This is a genomic window from Pseudomonas sp. PDM03, from assembly GCF_014852385.1.
In the GTDB taxonomy this organism is placed as follows: Bacteria; Pseudomonadota; Gammaproteobacteria; order Pseudomonadales; family Pseudomonadaceae; genus Aquipseudomonas; species Aquipseudomonas migulae.
In genome coordinates, this window is sequence record NZ_JACVBM010000001.1 from 1,073,253 (window position 1) to 1,093,446 (window position 20,194).

Here is a 20,194-nt window from a genome sequence, read left to right on the forward strand (position 1 = left end):
AGGATCAGGTCATCGCGGCCTGCTCGGCCAGTTCACGGGACGTGAGTTCGCTCAGCAGGTTCTTGCGGTCGACAAGGTTGTCCGATTCCAGCGCCTTCAGCTCCTGAAAGTATGCCTTGTTGAATTCGGCGTACCTGTCTTCAAGGTCCGTGCACTTTGCCTGGAATTGCTGTTGCAGCCGGGTGAATTCAGCCGGGTACTTTTCTTCCAGATAGTCTCTCCAGTATTTGCGCGCAATCAGTTGGTCGTTGAACAACGTTGTCTGCTCCTGGGCAATGATGCTGGCATAGGCTTGGTCCAGATCCGCAGCCGCCACTCGCGCCATGTTGGCAAAGTGCATGCTTTTGGGTTGATCGGGAAGATCCAGGCGTTGTGCCAGGCCGATGCGATAGGCCAGGCGAACTTCCGCCTCATCAATCCCCGGATGAGCAGCGATTTTGGTACTGGCGACCTCTTCCACCTGCGACAGGCGAAACAGCCGCCTGGACAGTTTGAGCAGCTCGCGACCTTTATGCTCAGGAGCAATGGACTTCAAAGCCTCGTACTCGAACACCTCAACTTCCAGCTCGTTGAACAAAAGGATTCGGCCGTCGCCGCAGGTCGCCCTGTACCTTAGCGCTTTTGCCAGGCCCATCAGGCGCTCCCTCAGCCGCTCGTCAGCAAAAGCCGACGCAATGACGCGCCAGACCCGCCGGGTCAGACCGAGTCGATCCACGCTAAAATCCCGGGTATGGCGCAGCTGCGACAGGATGTAGGAAAAATCATGGGTGGTATCCTGTTCCATCATGGCGTTCCACATGGCGTGCTTTTCCGAGTCCGCCGCAACGCCACTGAACCACCGTTCTTTCTGGGCGGCGTCTGACTCTTGTTCAGGATGCACATCGGCCTCGTCAGACTCCGACGATTCCCCATCGCCAAATCCCGCCATCTGTTCATCGATATCCATGTCAGTGAAACCTAACCCTCGCCCGGTTTCCTGCAAGTATCCCTGCAAACGGATGAACTCATCGGGCTCCAACAGGTTATCGAACAGGTTGGTGCCGGCCATCAGATTCGCGTGTTGCGGTGCAAATGCTGCTTGAGGGATGGTCGATATCCGGTTGTTTCTAAGGTCTAAAGTGGTCAGTTCGGGTGCCTGCAGTACCCCCGTCGGCCAATCGCCCAAGGTGTTGCCACGCAGATCCAGACCTTGCAGCTGGTCGAGACCGGTCATGTCAAATTCGCTCAGGTAATTTTCGCCCAGGCTCAGCCATTGCAGGCGCGGCAACGCACGCAATTGGCGCTGTAAAGGCTCGTTGGTGCGAATGTCCACGAAAGTGGCGTTCAGGCGGGTCAGATCCTGGCACTGGGTCACAGCCTCGGGCAAGTTGCCCAAGTCGTTCTGGTTGAGCGTCAGGCTGCGCAAGCGTGGAAAAGAACGCAGGAACCCTTCGGAATTCGCCGATAGCCCGACGCCAGTGAGGTCGAGTTCCACAACATGATTGAAAATGAACGGCATGGTGGGCGGATCACCGATGATCAGGCCGGTAAAATCGAGCGTCCCCTCCACTCCGGGCGCGTCGGTTAGCGTGAGACGCCAGCTTTCCAGCAATCGGTCAGCTGCCCGACGACGGTCCACAGCGTTCAGCCATGCGTTACGCAGGCGTGAAGCCGGTACTGCGATCCATTCATTTAAACGACCGATCAGTTGGGTCTGCTGCTGCTCCCATTGCACCAGCCGCGCATCAATCTCCGTCAACGCCAGGCCTCGGGCCAGCCATGCATTGATTCGCTCAGCGACTTCGGCCTCGCCCAGTTGCGGATCAAGGCGCTGCAACCGGGCGTCAAAAGTCTGCGGCAAAGTAATGTCATTTGGCGCAAGATTCTGCGGCAATAGAAGATCCGGCTGCTCCCACACTTCGACCGGGAAAAATTCAGGATCTCCGCCTGTGCGACCTGCCGCCAGATGCGCCCGGGTGATGCCCATCGGCGTCGGGAGCACCGCGCGCTCACCGAAGGCGCGCACTGCCGCCAGGCTTTGCGGGCTCAATCGGCAACCTTGCAGCAGGGTCCCCCTCAGCAGTCGATCATGACCGGTCAACGCCTCTGTCGGGATATCGGTGATGGCGCTGTTATTGAGGGCCAGAAGACGTAGTCGGGGTAACGAAAGCGCACCCTCTGGCCAGCGAGTGATGCCTGTACTCCCCAGGTCCAGACTCTGCAGATTCCTCAACGCACTGACGTCCAGTGTGCCTACCCGGTTTAACGACAGGCTCAGCGTTTGCAAAGAGGTCAGGCGATTGATCCGGGCCTGAGACGTCGCCGTGATGGTCAACTCATTGAACGAAAGGTTGAGCTCGGTCAGTTCGGTCAATGCTTCGAGCGCCTGGGGCAGTTCGGTCAAGCGGTTATTGCTGAGTTCAAGGGTGCGCAGTTGCGGAAAGGCTCGCACGAAGTCATTGACCTGGGCGGTCGTCAGACTGCAGGCGGCCAGGTTCAGGCGACGAATATGAGCAAACACCATATCGCCCAGTGCAGGCAGATCACCGATAGGTCCCATTCTTGTCAGGTCGAGCCACTCGTTGACGAGGCCGGGAGATGTCGACGATGGTCCCGCCACCGGTTCGCCTGGCGCATATTGGGCACGCAAGCCGTTACGTGCACATTCACGAACCCTGTTGGCAATCTCCTGGCGACGATAAGTCGGGACCTCTTGCCCCTCAACCCTGACAGGGGTGTCCTGCCACGTATTCAACGCCAGATCCAATGTCCTGCGCTGTTGGTGCAGGGCGTCGACCCGTTCGAGCAGTGCCGTGCCCGTGACACCGTCGGCATTGAACCGCGCCAACGCGTCGTTAGCGAAGGAAACATCCATGGGCACCAGCGAGGCAAGTTGACCACGACAGTAATCCGTGACCATCTGTGATTCATCCACCAGATGCGCCGGATTGTCGTGCACGTAATTGTAGGCCTTGCGCCACGCCTGAGGCTCCAGGGCTCCCCACTTTAACCTCAAGCCACGCCAAAGCGCTTCATGCCCGGTATAGAGTTCGGCGGGCAGGTCCGGAATCGCCATAAAGTGCGAGTCCAGGGTTTGGAGCGCCGGCAGATCCAGCACCCCTGTCGGCCAACGGCCGGGTTGACCGGGTTGGCCGACCAACTTCAGGGAACGCAGGCGCGTCAACTTGCTGAAGTCCATCAAGCCCGCGTCCCCCGTCAGAGACAGGGCCTCAAGCTGTGTCATGCCCTCCAGTGCGCGCAGGAATTGGGGCGCATACGCCTGCCCATAGGTTTCAAGACGCAGCTCAGTCACCGTGGTCCATTCAGACAGTTTCCCCGCCAGGGCGTCTATATCCTGCCCTTCAACGAGAATGTCGAGCTTCTTGACCTGCGCAAACCTTGCCAGCAGTGCTGGAGGGGTGTCGGTGGTGAGCTGGCCACTTTTGAGCCGCAAGCTTTTCACATGACTGAAGTCGGCGTCCCACTCGGGTAATGCATCTCCCCCCCTCAAGTCCAGTTCAAATTCAGGTTCAAGCCCTCGATAGAGCCCATTGCGCCAGCACTGCATCACTCTTTCAGCCTGAATCCGGCGCGCGATTTGCCTGGCGCCGGTCCCGATCCAATTGCTTAGCTGGCGGGACAGTCCTTGGAATTCCCGCATACGGTTATTCAGCAGGTTGAAAACCTGCTGATGGCTGTCCCCAGCGCTCAGGCGGCTGCTGATGAACTGATTGGCTTGTTCATCGGAAATGTTCGGGTAGAGCACTCGTACGCGGGTAACCAATCTGGCATCGGACACGTCAGGGAAACCGGCCCCGCGACCGCTGGCCAGGTAGCCGAGTTGGCCTGAAGGCAGGCGCAGGGACGGCGCCGGCCCGTCGATGGGACGTTGGTTGAGCACGCGCGCCATCTCCTCGCGGTGGGAGCTGGCATAGTTGGCCAATTCCTTCCGCAAGGTCTGGCCCTGATGACCTTGCAGGTTATCCCGGGAAGCCTGGGGCAGGACCTCCACCAGCGATTCGAAAAGATTGCGCCCATGGGCAGGAATGCTATTCAGTGCCACGCCCTGTGCATTGAATGCCCGGTAAGTACCCTGGCTTTCTACCAGATAGAAACCGGGCCTCGCGGTTGCGCCGCCGACGCTGTCCAACAGCGGCCCCCTAATGAACCCGGCGCGCACTTCCACGCGCATCTGCGCGGACCAGCCGGGCACGTATTGCAGGTTGTGCAATGCCAAACGGTCACTGGCCAGCGAGGCCATGCTGTCCAGGCGTAAGCCACACAGAGCACGATTAAGGGCAGCTTGCTGAAGATGCAGGCGAATTGCCTTGGCCTGGCGCAAGGACATTTTGCCGCTACTGCGCAACCGGGCCAAATCGCTGGCACGGGAGCCATTGAGCACGTCCTGGGCGGCCTCGGTCGACAGCGTTGGAAAACTGCGCTGCAGGCGCTGGATATCGGGATTGGATGTCGATTCCGGCGTGTGCAGACGATTGAACATTGACTGTCTGCGATTCAGCGCCTGATCGGCAAGCCGGTCCCTGAACATCTGTACCCGGTCCGCACCGGGTCCCGCGCCGTGAGCACCCAGCAGTTGAATTTTTTGCGGTTCGTCGAGCGCCGTCAGCACGATCTCCGGCAGCTTGCCGGCGCGGACTTCGGCTTGAGTGATCTTGATCGTTGGCCGGGTACTGTGCTCCCCCGCCTGCGCAGCGTAGCGCCGGGAAGTGCCCCAGTATTCGGTTCCCTCGAACACTTCCACTACTTCTTCAACTGGCCAGTTGGGCAGCTCGAGGGCCAATGGCACCGTAACCTCGGAGGTTGCATTCAGGCGGGTGCCACGACGCAGGTCCAGGATGAACTCATCCACCTGCCGATCGGCGCTGAACGCCGCTATAGACTCCGCCAGGCGCGGCGGCGGTGGCTGATGATCGATGTGCATCTGGCGCAAGCCATCGTCACTGACTCCGCTGACCTCGGCGATCTGCTGCAACTGCGCATCGGAGAAGGCGTCCATCTGCGAGCCGATGCGCCGCAACAGTGTCAGGCGGTCCCACTCCAGTGGTCGCTCATCAAGGTGGCGCCAGGCGCCGAGCTGGTTGTGCTGCAAGATCGGCTCAAAGGCTTCAGGGTCGGTGGGGTGCTTGATACGCCATTGTTTGAGTGACGGGTCGTAGGTCTGCTCGTAGGCATTGCCCTCGAGCTTGATGCAGGTCTTGCCCCCCACCTCATATTGCCCCAGTGCGTTTGGCGTCACGCCTTCGAGTGAAACGCTGCTTTTGTACGCCACCAGGTCGGGGTTCCATAGCCGCGGTTCGCCGAACGGCGTGGTGACTTTGCGCATGCCATCGATGAAGCGCGAAGCCGTTATCGGTGGTGCCTTGCTGGCCACTGCGCCCAGCACTGCCATGAAGGCCACGTTCTGCATGACCGACGTGAGATGCCCCCAGGCCTCTTCGGCATCGCCCTCCTTCCAGGCTTCCACGCCCTGATACACCTCACGGCCCAGTTGCACCGCGGTCACCAGCAGCATCACTTCGCCGAGTCCTGGGACGAAGAACGCGCCAACGTTGAGTATGTTCAAGCCCCATCCAGCCAAGTGTTCGAGGCGCTCGACCCAGGCCTGGTGATCAACGGCGGCAGTAGGAATAGCCAAGAGTCTGGCGTTGGATTTGATCCTGGCCAGGTGGGCCTCGTAGCGCGCGCCGAATACTTCGGCGTCGATGAAGGCTTCACTCAGGGCCACATTGACGTCATCGTTCCAGACCTCCTCATACATGCCATTGCGGTAGGCCTCCGGATTATAAGGCGGGCCCGGCCAGACCCGATTCGGATTCCATCGGTGGGTTTTGAGCTGGGCGTTGAGCCTGCGGAAAAACCTCGGCGACTCGTCCTGGGGCAGCAATCCGGCGATAAAGCGCTGAAAGCTTCGCGAACGCAGTCGGACGGCAAAGTCTTTGGCAAATGCGGCCAGCGACGTGAACTCCTTGATCGGGTGCCTCGTGTCACCCGGGATGTAGACGATGATTCGCGCATGGGTGTCGATTGCCATACTCCAGACGGGTACCGGCAGGAATGCCTCGGCGATGTCCTCCAGGGTCGAGGTGGGTTTTCGGGACACAGGGCCAATGATCAACACATCGCTGAACTGCGAGCCCAGTGCCGTCAATTGGCTAAACGCCACCTCCCGGCCATCGATTTTGGGTTGCGGGCTACCGTCGAGCACCGCCAGCAAGGTCGCATACGCCGATTCACTGACGTCCGACCTCATTCGCGCGATGTGTACTTGCAGGCGCATCAGGTCTTTGTTGGCCGTGATCGTCTGCTCACGCACGATAGCGCTGGTACCCGGCGCATCGAACACAGTGCTCAGGTGAGCCTGATACTGCTGGCCCAGGTCCAGTTGCCGGCACAGTCTGGCGAACTCCGCAGGCTTGATCGATAGCTTGTCGTGGATCTTGTAGCGCGTACTCCAGAACGGGTAGCGCTCTCGCGGATCGTAAAGTTCATTCTGCAGTGCCCCGACGGGGGCCAGCGCACTGGTCTCCTGCAGGGCGACTTCATCAAAGGGCTCATCGTCCTCGAAATTGCGCAACGCGGCCTGAAGCAGTGTCTGCTCTTCGGCCCGGTTGGGCGCTCGCAGGTGATACAGCATGGTTTTGGTCACATCGGGAGACTGGCCAAAGGTCTTGTTCATCGCCTCTGCCAGCAACGGCGTGGCAAATTCGGTGATGCCCTTGAAGTCTTTGAGGGTCTTGGCCAGTGCCTGGGTCGAGTTGTTGCTACGCACCTGACTGTCGTACAGCGCCAGGCGCAGTGCAGGCGACGCCTCGGCGTATAGACGCGGATAGTTCCTGGCAAATTCCTCGGCCGGATCCCTGGCCCGGGTGAGGTTGTCGATATGTGAGGGTGCGAGGTGTCGAGTCCAGTCGGGCAGGCGTTTCTTGATAAACGGAACATGAAACCCATGGTCCATGGGCGGGGAAAGCTCGGGCATGACGTGCATCCTGATCACTGTGGTTGAAGCATCAGGAAATCACGGCCATCCAGCGCCATGGCGGTACATATTTATAGAAGACAGCAGGGCTGTTGGTACTGCAGTCAGAGGCAGACTTCGCAAAAGCCCGCCTCATTCACCCTCACGGTTGTTTGACTATGCTTACAGTTCAAAAATGCATGACGAGGGGTTTATGGACGATCCAGCCGACAACAAGCCGCCAACCTTCTGGCAAATGCTGCACAGCGTCATGGCGGCGGCGTTCGGGGTGCAAAGCGGGAAGAACCGCGCGCGGGATTTCACTCACGGCAAGCCGAGTCATTTCGTGATTCTGGGGATTCTGTTCACAGCGGTGTTTGCGTTGACGCTCTATGGCATCGTGCAACTGGTGATCATGCTGGCCGGGGTTTAGCGCATCAGGGTTTGCAGGCTGAACGGATAGCGATAGGACACAGGCCGGCCCTTGGCCGACATTCGGCGGAAGTTCACGCCGTAGTCCGGCGACTCACCCATGGCCAGCATTCGCCTGGCGGTTGCCCTGTCGACCAGTTGCAGCAGCGGGATCTGGCGGTCACGGCCGCCGTACTGGCTGATGTCCACGCCACGATCAAGGTCATGCACCTGCACCAGCGCCCAACCGCCCAAAGTGAAATGCCCGCCCAACAATACGCTCAACTTTCCATCGACCTTCGCCTGCAACGCGGCCGTCGAGGTATTGACCGCGCTGAACAATGCGTCCTTTCCGGGCACACCGCCCGTCTCCGAATACGCCTGCATGGCGCCAAACGCCATTTCGTCATTGGCTGACCACACCAGCGAGACTTTCGGGTAGCGCCGGAACAGCAACTTTGCCTGTTCATACGCACGTTCGCGGGTCCAACCGCTGTAAACCAGTTGCCGCAAATGCACTTGCGGGTGTTCGGCCAGCGCTCGCATCATGCCTTGCTCACGCAGTTGCGCCGACGGCGTGATCTTCAGGCCGGAGAACGCCAGCAACTCGATCACCTGACCAGGCGCCACGGGCGGATGCTGGCGAATCAGCTCCTTGGCCATCAGGTAACCGCCCTCCTCGTCGTTGGGCACCAGGCTGCCCAGTCGATCAGGGCGCTCACCCAGCAGGTTCATTTGGTTGGCCGTCAGCGACGCGTTGACCATAAACAGTTTCACGCCGCTGCCTTGCGCCAGGCGCAACACTTGCGGGGCAATGTACTGTTCGTTGGCGAAGATCAGATAGTCCGGACGATCGGGACCTTGCAGTGCACGGCGCGCTTGCGCCAGCGTGAGTTCCGGCATGCGTCGGGAATAGAGAATCCGCAGGTCGATACCCAGGTCCGTGGCGGCCGCCTGCATGAATTGCGAATAGCTGACCCAGAAGGCTTCGTCAGTTTCCCCGGGATTCAGGAACAACACCGATTCCGCTCGCGCAGCAGGGCCGTAAACCGTGCCGAGCAGCAACAGAAAGGTGTAGAAAAACTTCAACATTGATCGTCCGAGCCCCCGGAAATTCGCCGCGCATTATAGCCAGCGGACACCCGTAAAACGGCGTTTATTGCAGTTTTTGTCCGACAATTGTCGGGACCAGGCCCGGACGGGGTCGGTTATTGATGGCTGACCCAGAATACCGCTGTCCCCACGACCAGAATGATCAGAAACAGAATGGCCCAAGCATCGACCGTACTGTCAGGCTTTGTAGCTTTGGTAGGGTTGCTCATTGCATCGCCTCTTGTCGGTTTTATCGGTGATTGCATAAAGACTCGACCACAGTTAAGACGATGATTGTCCACACCACAAATACGGGTTTAGTAATAACGATTCTCGTTAGTCGATTTGGTTCTTTACATATACTCAAACATCACTTTTGCGCATAACTCCAAACTGGTATCTTGCCCCGGCTCCGTTGGGAGTGCGCGGCCGTGCGCGCAGAATTGCCGAGGCAGTATCGGAGACTTTCCAGGCGAAAAACGCAACTGGATCCGACCGGCCCAAGCCTGAGAACAGGACTTATATGTACGTATACGACGAGTACGATCAGCGGATCATCGAGGACCGCGTCAAGCAGTTCCGTGATCAGACCCGACGCTATCTGGCAGGCGAGCTGAGCGAAGAAGAATTCCGCCCTCTGCGTCTGCAAAACGGGCTTTACATCCAACGCTTCGCGCCGATGTTGCGAGTGGCGGTGCCTTACGGCCAGCTGACTTCGCGCCAGACGCGAATGATGGCGAAAATTGCCCGCGACTATGACAAGGGCTACGCCCACATCAGCACCCGCCAGAACGTGCAGTTCAACTGGCCGGCGCTGGAAGACATCCCGGACATCCTTGCCGAACTGGCGACCGTGCAGATGCACGCGATCCAGACCAGCGGCAACTGCCTGCGCAACGTCACCACCGACCAGTTCGCCGGTGTCGCTGCCGACGAGCTGATCGATCCGCGCCCATGGTGCGAGATCGTCCGCCAGTGGACTACGTTCCACCCGGAATTCGCTTACCTGCCGCGCAAGTTCAAGATCGCCATCAACGGTTCGACTTCCGACCGTGCGGCCATCGAAGTCCACGACATCGGCCTTGAGCCGGTGCACAACGCCGCTGGCGAACTGGGTTTCCGTGTGCTGGTCGGTGGCGGCCTCGGTCGTACGCCGGTGGTCGGAGCGTTCATCAATGAATTCCTGCCGTGGCAAGACCTGTTGAGCTACCTCGACGCCATCCTGCGCGTGTACAACCGCTATGGCCGTCGTGACAACAAGTACAAGGCGCGGATCAAGATTCTGGTCAAGGCCCTGACGCCTGAAGTCTTCGCGCAGAAAGTCGACGCGGAAATGGAACACCTTCGCGGTGGCCAGACCACGCTGACCGAAGCCGAAGTGCATCGCGTCGCCAAACACTTCGTCGACCCGGACTACAAGGCGCTGGACAACCAGACCGCCGAACTGGCCGAACTCGACAAGCAACACCCGGGCTTCGCCCGCTGGCGTACCCGCAACACCCTGGCGCACAAAAAGCCGGGCTATGTTGCCGTGACCCTGTCCCTGAAGCCGACCGGCGTTGCGCCGGGCGACATCACCGACAAGCAGCTCGACGCCGTGGCCGACCTGGCCGATCGCTACAGCTTCGGTCAGCTGCGTACGTCCCACGAGCAGAACATCATTCTGGCCGACGTCGAACAGTCCCAACTGTTCGCGATGTGGGGCGAATTGCGCGAGCAAGGTTTCGCCACGCCGAACATCGGTTTGCTGACCGACATCATCTGCTGCCCTGGCGGCGATTTCTGCTCGTTGGCCAACGCCAAGTCGATCCCGATCGCCGAGTCGATCCAGCGCCGTTTCGACGACCTGGATTACCTGTTCGACATCGGTGAACTGGACCTGAACATCTCCGGCTGCATGAACGCCTGTGGTCACCACCACGTCGGCCACATCGGCATTCTCGGGGTGGACAAGAAAGGCGAAGAGTTCTACCAGGTATCCCTCGGCGGCAGCGCCAGCCGTGATGCGAGCCTGGGCAAGATCCTCGGCCCGTCCTTTGCCCAGGAAGCCATGCCAGACGTGATCGAGAAGCTGATCGACGTGTACATCGAACAACGTACCGAAGACGAGCGTTTCATCGACACCTATCAGCGTATTGGCATCGACCTCTTCAAGGAACGCGTCTATGCAGCGAATAATTAAGAACAACGAAGTCGTCGACGAAACCTGGCACTTGCTGCCCAAGGATTTCAGTATCGACGAGATCACCAACTGCGACGACTACATCGTCCCGCTGCAGCTGTGGCGCGAACACAGCCGTATGCTCAAGGCCCGCGATGGCGGCCTGGGTGTGTGGCTGGATGCCGATGAAGAAGCCGAAGAAATCGGTGAAGACGTGGCGAGTTTCCAGGTCATTGCCTTGAACTTCCCGGCCTTCACCGATGGCCGCAACTACTCCAACGCCCGCCTCCTGCGTGACCGTTACGGTTTCAAAGGCGAACTGCGGGCGATCGGCGATGTGCTGCGCGACCAGTTGTTCTACATGCATCGCTGCGGTTTCGATGCGTTTGCAGTGCGTCCCGATAAAGACCCGTACGAAGCCCTGGAAGGTCTCAAGGACTTCTCGGTGACCTACCAGGCCGCCACCGACGAACCGCTGCCGCTGTTCCGTCGCCGCTGACGTTTAAAGCCTTGGCCCCGGACGGGGTCAAGGCTTTGTTGGCGTTCCTATCGCAGGATCGGTATCGGTTGTCCCAAGGTCATCCAGTCCCGGTATAGCTGCATACGGTTTTCCAGCACCGCGAAAACCGCAAGAGGGTTGTCGAAAGCTCCCTCCGGCATAGGTGTATTCCTGCTCAATCGCCCCCACAACTGGTCCGAAGCGTCTGCTTCCGTCAACAGTCGCCATACCCGTGCCTGAAGGTCCAGATAGTTGACCTGGAAATCCGGGGTGAGCGTCAATGTGTTCATGGTCCCTAAAAACCGCCCACCACCTGGCTTGAGCGCCAGTCGCTGCCAGATTTGCAGCCGGGCATCGCGCAGCCCTGCTTCAGCCCCGTTCAACCAGGCCACCGGATTCCCATAGTCAGGCCCCGCCGCACCCAACCACAAGTTGATCCCCGTTTGTTCTCGATGCGTAATCAGACGGCGCAACGTGTCTTCGTCGGTCAACGGGTTGTTCCACAGCAGCACTCGATCCCTGGCGATGGCCTGGTTCAGCACCGCCTGGGGGACCCGCGTGATCTGGTTATCACGCAAATCAAGGGAGGTCAGGTACGGCTCATGCTTGATCCCGACCGGGCATCGACTTATTCCGGTATTCCTCAGGTTGAGCTTACGCAGGTTGTTCAAGCCGAGCAGCATCGGCGGTACGCCCAACGGGTTGTCGCTCAGGTCGAGGCTTTGCAGGCGGGTCAGGTCGGTCAGTTGTGAAGCGGCGCGCTCAGTGAATACCAGTTGGGTGGCGCGCAGATTGAGTGAGGACAGATGTCTCAGCCCGCAGAGCGCAGGCGGTAAGGCACACCCCTCGTGGCCGTCCTCGGAGAAATGACGCAAGTCGACGTTTTCCAGATTCAACGTTTCAAGATTCGGGAAGCTTTCGAGAAAGCCGTTCAAACTGCCCTCCTCGGTCAGATGGAAGCCTTGCATCGACAATTCGAGCACATCGTCCAACCGGACACTCAAGGTGGGCAATCGGTGATAGTTCTCGAAGGCAAGATCGAGCCTGACACCGCGCACTTGCTCGCCTGAGTACAGGCGATTTAGCGGTGGCCCGCGTTTTTGCCAAATAGCGACAAGCTCTACGGCAAGCTCAGTCCTGATCGCTCGCTCCTCATTCAAGCCCGTTTGCAGGACATGCGCATTGTGCACGGCGATTTGTGCATGGCTCATACCCGCAGCGGCTTCGTCGCCCATGGCCAGCAAGGGAAGTTCGATGTCGGCAATGTCTAGCGCGGCTTGATCGACCCAGTCAAACAACTCGGTGTTGAGTTGCCGCAACTGCAGATTCAGCCCGTCGATGTGCGCCTGTACGGATACACCCGCACGCTGTATGACCTGATCCGCGTCAGCGTCGGTGAAGTCCGGGTAAATGTCCTTGATCTGTAATCGGGTCGCTTGCAGTTTCATGGCGTCCCCTTGTGGCGTCGTCGGGTACCCCCCACCGCGCAACCCCTGCCGCTCGAAGGTCAACCCGGAGTCGAGCCTTTGCAAGCCAAGCAGGGTTTCGGGCCGGGACAATGCATGATCGCTGAGGCTGAGCCGCAACTCGCTGGCTGGATCCAGCGACGTGAGATGCAAAATCGAGCGCTCCTCCTCCGACAGCACGCCGAGGATCGCGTCGTAGAAATCCGTTTGCCGGCCTTGCCGCAGGTAACGATTTCCCACCTTGATGATGTGTCGGGAGTTCGGGGTATCGAGGGGACCGCAACGGTCAAGCACCCGGCCAGTGGACGAACCGTCGAGGACCTCGATCCGCAAGTCCTCGGGCCAACCGGGCAGGTTTTTCAGGGAATGCAATGCCAGCCTGTCCGTCTCGACGTTCACCACCGAGCGCAGATAAAAGCCTTCATAGGCGCGATTGAGCCGCACATGCTGTTGGTATTGCCGTGCCTTGCTGTCCAGGCGTGCGAAAACCTGCCTGGCCTCGGCTATCTCGGGCGTCCGTTGGATGTCCACGCCATAGCGGTCGAGCATTTGCTCGATTGCGCTTGTTGGCAGGTCCGGGTATTGGTCCTGGAACAACCGGACCCATTCAAGCTCTGAACGTTGCAGTTCAGCGTAACGTTGGCCGAATAGCCCTGGGTCCCCGGCCGGCCCGAGATCCTTATCGATCCTGAAGCGATTGATGGTGTCAGCCAACAAGGGCGTCGGCGAGCGGCCAGTCTGGATCAACCGCAGCATGTCGTCGTCAATCGTGCTGGCCTTGCCGATCTGCACCAGCACTTCATCGCTGAACGAAGCTACAGAGGGGCCAATTGCGCGCATGAGTTCGACGCGGGTCGCCGGCAATACGTTCGAAGGGCCTGGCGTTAGGGCAACGGCCGCTTCCGGCACAGGCCTTATGCCTTCCTCTGCTGAGTCGATGATGGCAGCGTCACCTTTTTGCGCCACCTCCGCGACGATCGGCAAGGCATTGAGCAAGCCAAAAACAGTGCGCGTCACGCCCTCTGAGCGTTCGCTGGATGTCTTGCCATTGACCACCTGATCAATGCCGTAGCCCGCATCGATAAGCCCGGCCAGCGCCAATATCCCCTCGCCTCCCGGAACGAACAACACCAAGGGCCCAAACCGGTTGACCCATTGCACAATCGGCTCAACGACCGCGCTTAGATTGTCACGATTGACCTGGGCATCGTCACGGATGCTTTTGATGCTGGTCCGGGCGGCCTTCTTCATCGTCAGCACGCACTGGGCAAACGGATCGGTGTCAGGTGCCGGATCGTCGTAGCCAATGTACTCGTCCGGGTCCCAGTAGCCGTCGTTGTTGAAAAAACCGGCATTGTTCGTCAGCCAGTGTTTTGCCGGATACAACGCCATGCCATCCAGCGCCGTCAGAACACCGGCATGAAACGTACCGTCCTCGCGGTCATGTTCAGCAAAGTGGGCGGCCAATGCCTGCCTGGTCTCACTCACCCGGCCTTGAGCGGCAATCCATTGGTGCAGTTGAACGGCATCGGCGAATTCGTGCAGCGGAGAAGAATTGCCGGGAATGTACAACAGCACTCTGGCGCTTGCTGTGTCACGAAAGGCCCAGATATCGTTCGCGGTATAACGGTAGAGCTTTATCCGGCCGATCCTGACCGAGAAAGGCGCGTGAGTCTGTGCTTGCAGTTGCCCGATGGTCAGTGTTTCCCATGGCTGATCCGCTGGTAAACCTGCCGCTTGCATCGCCAGTTCGAGGCCTTTTGGCGACAGGCGTTGTTCGTGAAACTGCAACCAGGCGACCATGACGAACGCCGCCTTGACCGACGTCCTCAGCGCGTAAGGTTCGGCTGCAACAAGCACGTCGTCGGCTGGCCAGGCTTGACCGAGATACCCTTCGTACAAGTCCTTCAGTTCCAGTTCCCAGACCCATTTCTTGTAATCGGCAGGCCGCAGGTTGATCTGTGTTGAAGGCCCGTAAACTTGCGGTGTGGTTTGGCGATAGATGCCTTCATACGTCTGGTGATTACCGCTGCCGTGGTCGGCGAACTCATCGACGTTTTTCACAATGCGTACGGCAGGCCCGATATCCGGCGGCGTGTACAGGCCGAACGCGGTTTCAGCGAAACGCCCGTCACCCACAGACTGATAGTTGGATAACAACGTTTGCAGGAGCGATCGTGAGCTCGCTACTTGCCCTTGCTCAATACCATCAATGGCAGGATGGCCCTTGTAGTTGTAATCAAGCGTAACCAGCAAAGCTGTCTGCGGATCAATCCCCTGCCCCCATTTCTCCTTGATCAGGTGTTCGCCAAACTGGCCGGGGGTTTGGGGCAGCGCGATATCCAGCGCGGCTTTCAGTTCGTCTCGCATTCGTGCAGAAGGCGCAGGATGCGGGCCGGCAGCGTTGTTATGAGGGAGCTCTTTCATGGTGCATTCCATTGCAATCATTTCAGGAACACCACCCTACCCAACCCGGGCTGCCGAAAAAGCCGGACCGATTGACAGTGACGATAGGAAATTTCGCTGCATGCGCACGGAAAGCGCGGCCTTGCGGGAGGCAAAAAAAACCGTGGAGGCTATCCACGGTTTCATTTTTCAGGCGATGGTGTTTTGAAAAATCACCAGAAGCGTTGCTGGGTCAACCGACTCCACCAGCTCAGCAATACGCGATCGACCGAGCCGCTGGCCGCCATGCCGATGCGCTCTTGCAGGCTTTTGCGTTCGGCGTAGTGCAGGTGATAAAGCTCCGATTTCTTCGCGCGCTCGGCGAGGTATTCATCGCTGGTCTTGAGCTCGTCCACCAATTGCTTGTCCAGCGCCGCGATGCCGAGCCAGATTTCGCCGGTCGCCACTTCGTCGATGGCCAGTTGCGGGCGATAGCGGGAAACGAAGTTCTTGAACAGCTGGTGAGTGATGTCCAGGTCTTCCTGGAACTTCTCACGGCCCTTCTCGGTATTTTCGCCAAACACGGTGAGGGTGCGTTTGTACTCGCCTGCGGTCAGGACTTCGAAGTCGATGTCGTGCTTTTTCAGCAGGCGGTTGACGTTGGGCAACTGCGCCACCACGCCGATCGAGCCGAGAATCGCGAACGGCGCGCTGATGATCTTCTCGCCGATGCAGGCCATCATGTAACCGCCACTGGCCGCGACCTTGTCGATACACACGGTCAAAGGCACACCCGCATCACGGATGCGCGCCAGTTGCGAGGATGCCAGGCCGTAGCTGTGAACCATGCCGCCACCGCTTTCCAGACGCAGCACCACTTCGTCCTTTGGCGTGGCCAGGGTCAGCAGCGCGGTGATCTCGTGACGCAGGCTTTCAGTGGCCGATGCCTTGATGTCACCGTCGAAATCCAGCACGAACACCCGCGGTTTTGCTTCGGGTTTCTTCTTTTGCTTTTTCTCGGATTTAGCCTCGACCTTGCGCAAGGCCTTGAGCTGGTCCTTGTCGAGCAAGGTCTGCTCCAGGCGTTCGCGCAGCCCTTTGTAGAAATCATTGAGTTTGCTGACTTGCAACTGGCCGGCCGACTTGCGTCGACCTTTACTGCGCAATGCCGCGAAACTGGCCAGGACCACCAGAATGGCGATCACCAGTGTCACGGTTTTAGCCAGAAAACTGGCGTACTCGGACAAAAACTCCACAGTGACTCCTTCAGTACAATGCGCTGCATAAACGCGCGCGGGATACCATCAGCATACCCATGCGCCGGCTTGGCGGCCAGCCGTGAAACCTCTGGCAACAGGCCTGTAACGAGCATTTCAAACAAGCGTATGTTTTTTCATTGACAGCTCACCGCCATCCTCATAACCTCGCCGAACCTTCAACGTACCGGGATGACGCGGACGTGGGCACTATCTATTTGATTCGACATGGCCAGGCCTCCTTTGGTGCAGACGACTATGACGTCCTGTCGCCGACCGGTATTCGCCAGGCAGAAGTCCTCGGCCGGCACCTCGCCGAACTGGGTATCAGCTTCGACCGCTGCCTCTCGGGAGACCTGCGCCGTCAGCAGCATACGGCCAACAGCGCGCTGGAACAGTTCGCGGCCCTGGGCCTGCCGGTGCCGACCGTGGAAATCGATTCCGCGTTCAACGAATTCGACGCCGACGCGGTCATCCGTGCGCTGTTGCCGGCCATGCTCGACGATGAGCCCGAAGCGCTGGACATCCTGCGCAACGCTGCGCAAAACCGCGCCGAGTTCCAGCGTATTTTCGCACTGATCATCGAGCGCTGGCTGGCCGGTACGTATGACACACCAGGCCTGGAAAGCTGGCTGGGCTTTGTCGAGCGGGTGCAGGCCGGTCTGCATCGCATCCTCGAAAGTGCCGACAACACCCAGAAAATCGCCGTGTTCACCTCCGGCGGCACCATCACTGCCCTGCTCCACCTCATTACGCAAATGCCCGCCAGGCAGGCCTTTGAACTGAACTGGCAAATCGTCAACACCTCGCTCAACCAACTGAAATTCCGTGGTCGCGAGGTGGCACTGGCTTCTTTCAACAGTCATGCGCACCTGCAACTGTTGAAAGCACCGGAACTCATCACGTTTCGCTGAGTCCGGACTATTGTGACCCTGGCTGTAATCACCCAGCTCTAATTACCCAAGAAAGGATCGAACCATGACCTCCGTAGCTGATGCCGTACAAGCAATGAAAGCCAAGTTCAACCCAGCCGCTGCTGCCGGCCTGGACCTGGTTTTCGGTTTCCGCATCGACGACACCAAGAACTTCTCGCTGATCGTCAAAGACAGCACCTGCGAACTGCAAGAAGGCGAAAACCCGGACGCCCAGGTCACTCTGGTGATGGACGGCGAAACCCTGGAAGGCATCGTTGACGGTTCGACCGACGGCATGCAAGCGTTCATGGGCGGCAAACTGCGCGCTGAAGGCGACATGATGTTGGCGATGAAACTGTCCGAGCTGTTCCCAAGCTAAGACGGCGGCTCCCGCGCTCGGGAGCCTCTGGTTGCACACGAATCCCGCCCCTTGTGGCGGGATTCGTCGTTTTTCATCTTTGGAAAACGGCTGTCGGTGAATTTGCGGTCTATATTCCTTCTGGCCGCATGCGTCAGACATCGGCTGTTCTATCCCCTTTTTTTTCTATGAAAGAACCGAGCGGAGAACACTGCATGAGCCCACCTGACGAGCACGACGGTTTCAACCGTCGACGTGTACTGCAAGGCCTTACGGCAGGTGCCGTCGGCGCCTGGATCAGCCCGCTAATCGCAGGGAGTAAAACCATGCCAGATGCCCCGGCCGACCTCATTCTGTACAACGGACGCCTGCACACCGTCGATCGCAAGAAACCCCAGGCCAGCGCCGTCGCGATCAAGGACGGACGCTTCGTGGTGGTCGGCAGCGACGCTCAGGCCATGGCCCTGCAAGGTCCCGGCACGCAAATCATTGATCTGCACGGTCGCACGGTGATCCCTGGCCTCAATGACTCGCACCTGCACTTGATCCGTGGCGGCTTGAATTACAACCTTGAGTTGCGCTGGGAAGGCGTGCCGTCCTTGGTCGATGCCTTGCGCATGCTCAAGGATCAGGCGGACCGTACACCCACGCCGCAATGGGTACGGGTGGTCGGCGGCTGGAACGAATTCCAGTTCGCCGAAAAGCGCCTGCCGACGATTGATGAACTGAACAAAGCCGCGCCGGATACGCCGGTGTTCGTGCTGCACCTCTACGACCGCGCCCTGCTCAACCGCGCCGCGTTGAAAGTGGTCGGCTACACCCGCGACACGCCGAACCCGCCGGGCGGTGAAATCCAGCGAGATGCCAACGGCGACCCGACCGGCATGCTGATCGCGCGCCCTAACGCGATGATTCTGTATTCGACCCTGGCCAAGGGCCCGAAACTGCCGCTGGAGTACCAGGTCAACTCGACCCGGCAGTTCATGCGCGAGCTCAATCGCCTCGGCGTCACCAGCGCCATCGATGCTGGCGGCGGTTATCAGAATTACCCGGACGACTATCAGGTGATCCAACAACTGGCCAAAGACCAACAGCTGACGGTGCGGATCGCCTATAACCTGTTCACGCAGAAACCCAAGGAAGAGCTGACCGACTTCAAAAACTGGACCGGCACGTCGCATTACGGCCAGGGCGACGATTTCCTGCGGCACAACGGTGCCGGGGAAATGCTGGTGTTTTCGGCGGCGGATTTCGAAGACTTCCTGGAACCACGCCCGGACCTGCCGCAAACCATGGAGCAGGAACTGGAGCCAGTGGTCCGGCACCTGGTGGAACAGCGTTGGCCATTCCGCCTGCACGCTACGTACAACGAATCCATCAGCCGCATGCTCGATGTGTTCGAGAAGGTCAATCGCGACATCCCGTTCGACGGTTTGCCATGGTTTTTCGACCACGCCGAAACCATCACCCCGCAGAACATCGAGCGCGTCAAAGCCTTGGGCGGCGGCATTGCGATTCAGGACCGCATGGCCTTTCAAGGCGAGTACTTCGTCGATCGCTACGGCGCCAAGGCTGCCGAACACACACCACCCATCGCGCGCATGCTTGCCGAAGGTGTACCGGTCGGTGCCGGCACTGACGCCACGCGGGTGTCGAGCTACAACCCCTGGACTTCGATGTATTGGCTGGTCAGCGGCCGCACCGTCGGTGGTCTGGCGTTGTATCCGCAAGGCTTGAGCCGCGACACTGCGCTGGAATTGTTCACCCACGGCAGCGCCTGGTTCTCTTCCGAGCAGGGCAAGAAAGGCCAGATCAAGGTCGGGCAACTGGCGGACCTGATTGCGCTGTCGGCGGACTATTTCCACATCGAGGACGAAGCGGTCAAATGGATCGAGTCGGTGCTGACGATTGTCGACGGCAAGATTGTCTATGGCACCGCCGAGTTCGAGAAACTCGGGCCGCCGCCTGTACCGGTGGTGCCGGAATGGTCACCGGTGGTGAACGTGCCGGGCCATTGGAAACCGTTGGCGCCGATGACGGCGCAGGTGCATCAGTGTGTCGGGGCTTGCGCCGTGCATGCCCATAGCCATGAGCGGGCGCGGTTGTCTTCGGCACCGGTGAGTGATTTTCAGGGATTTTGGGGGGCGTTTGGTTGTTCGTGTTTTGCGTTTTGAATGCCTGGCCTGAGATTGACGTTGCACTCACAGGGTTCACCTTGGACCCTGTAGGAGCTGGCTTGCCAGCGATGGCTGCTTATCAGGCGACGAGTTTTTTGAGGGTGTACATATCCATTACCGGGGTAACGGCGGCTATTGGTTCCGCTTTTACAGCGGGTCACTTGGAAGAGCGCCAAGTAACCAAGCGCCCGCGCCCCTGACGTACGGTGGCTCGCTAATGCTCGCCATGCCCTCGCTCCGGTCCTGCTCCGTGGGCCCGCCGCCATCGGCCATCCATGGCCGGGGCGGCTAACCCGGCATCCATGCCGGGTTGCCCACTACGCAGAACCTCCACTCGGCCTTCCGACGGGGCAGATCAAGATCAAAAACCAAAGCAAAAGCGAGGCGGCCTGCCAGCCGACCTGTCTCTATAACCGTACGCGCTCGCCTTCACTGCTGCGGTCACTCATTCCGGATATGTACACCGATCCCCTGTAGGAGCCGGCTTGCTGGCGATGGCGTCCGTCCAGTCAACAAATAT

At 59.3% G+C, this 20,194-nt stretch carries 11 protein-coding genes; 7 read left to right on the plus strand and 4 right to left on the minus strand.

All coding sequences use genetic code 11. The features are described 5' to 3' along the window. Window positions 1–4: 4 nt before the first annotated feature. Window positions 5–6,976, minus strand: coding sequence for an NEL-type E3 ubiquitin ligase domain-containing protein (locus IB254_RS04780; RefSeq protein WP_192416596.1), 6,972 nt, complete (start codon window positions 6,974–6,976; stop codon window positions 5–7). Between the two features lie 193 nt (window positions 6,977–7,169). Here IB254_RS04780 and IB254_RS04785 point away from each other — a divergent pair, with 193 nt between their 5' ends. Then, on the plus strand, window positions 7,170–7,388 hold the full coding sequence (locus tag IB254_RS04785) for a DUF2970 domain-containing protein (RefSeq protein WP_192416597.1): 219 nt from the start codon (window positions 7,170–7,172) through the stop codon (window positions 7,386–7,388). On the opposite strand, the gene IB254_RS04790 is transcribed toward IB254_RS04785, so the two are convergent. Next, entirely contained in the window at window positions 7,385–8,458 is a 1,074-nt protein-coding gene (locus IB254_RS04790; RefSeq protein ID WP_192416598.1) for an ABC transporter substrate-binding protein, read from the minus strand. The two genes, IB254_RS04785 and IB254_RS04790, sit on opposite strands and share 4 nt — an antisense overlap. 523 nt (window positions 8,459–8,981) lie before the next feature. On the opposite strand from IB254_RS04790, the gene IB254_RS04795 reads away from it, so the two are divergent. Both IB254_RS04795 and IB254_RS04800 read left to right on the plus strand, forming a co-directional pair. After that, window positions 8,982–10,640, plus strand: a complete 1,659-nt coding sequence (locus tag IB254_RS04795; protein ID WP_084322801.1) for a nitrite/sulfite reductase — start codon at window positions 8,982–8,984, stop codon at window positions 10,638–10,640. Continuing rightward, window positions 10,624–11,118 (plus strand): DUF934 domain-containing protein, encoded by a 495-nt coding sequence (locus tag IB254_RS04800; RefSeq protein ID WP_192416599.1) that lies wholly within the window; start codon window positions 10,624–10,626, stop codon window positions 11,116–11,118. Before IB254_RS04795 ends, IB254_RS04800 begins: the two co-directional genes overlap by 17 nt. A 47-nt stretch (window positions 11,119–11,165) precedes the next feature. Here the strand turns inward: IB254_RS04800 and IB254_RS04805 are convergent, their stop codons facing one another. After that, on the minus strand, window positions 11,166–15,011 hold the full coding sequence (locus IB254_RS04805) for a leucine-rich repeat domain-containing protein (RefSeq protein ID WP_192416600.1): 3,846 nt from the start codon (window positions 15,009–15,011) through the stop codon (window positions 11,166–11,168). Here IB254_RS04805 and IB254_RS04810 point away from each other — a divergent pair. Continuing rightward, window positions 15,010–15,198 (plus strand): hypothetical protein, encoded by a 189-nt coding sequence (locus IB254_RS04810; RefSeq protein ID WP_192416601.1) that lies wholly within the window; start codon window positions 15,010–15,012, stop codon window positions 15,196–15,198. The two genes, IB254_RS04805 and IB254_RS04810, sit on opposite strands and share 2 nt — an antisense overlap. 4 nt (window positions 15,199–15,202) lie before the next feature. On the opposite strand, the gene sohB is transcribed toward IB254_RS04810, so the two are convergent. Beyond that, a complete protein-coding gene (sohB, locus tag IB254_RS04815; RefSeq protein ID WP_192416602.1) occupies window positions 15,203–16,225 on the minus strand; it encodes a protease SohB in 1,023 nt (340 codons plus the stop codon). Window positions 16,226–16,428: 203 nt separating this feature from the next. Between sohB and IB254_RS04820 the strand changes: the two genes are divergently transcribed. The 3 genes from IB254_RS04820 to IB254_RS04830 all read left to right on the plus strand — a co-directional run bounded on the left by IB254_RS04820 (window position 16,429) and on the right by IB254_RS04830 (window position 19,671). After that, the gene (locus IB254_RS04820; RefSeq protein WP_192416603.1) at window positions 16,429–17,139 is read left to right on the plus strand and encodes a histidine phosphatase family protein; all 711 of its coding nucleotides are present in this window, start codon (window positions 16,429–16,431) and stop codon (window positions 17,137–17,139) included. A 64-nt stretch (window positions 17,140–17,203) separates the two neighbouring features. Continuing rightward, complete coding sequence (locus IB254_RS04825; RefSeq protein WP_008015934.1) at window positions 17,204–17,518, plus strand: SCP2 sterol-binding domain-containing protein; 315 nt, start codon at window positions 17,204–17,206, stop codon at window positions 17,516–17,518. A 305-nt stretch (window positions 17,519–17,823) separates the two neighbouring features. Further along, window positions 17,824–19,671 (plus strand): amidohydrolase, encoded by a 1,848-nt coding sequence (locus IB254_RS04830; protein ID WP_032832524.1) that lies wholly within the window; start codon window positions 17,824–17,826, stop codon window positions 19,669–19,671. Window positions 19,672–20,194: the final 523 nt, after the last annotated feature.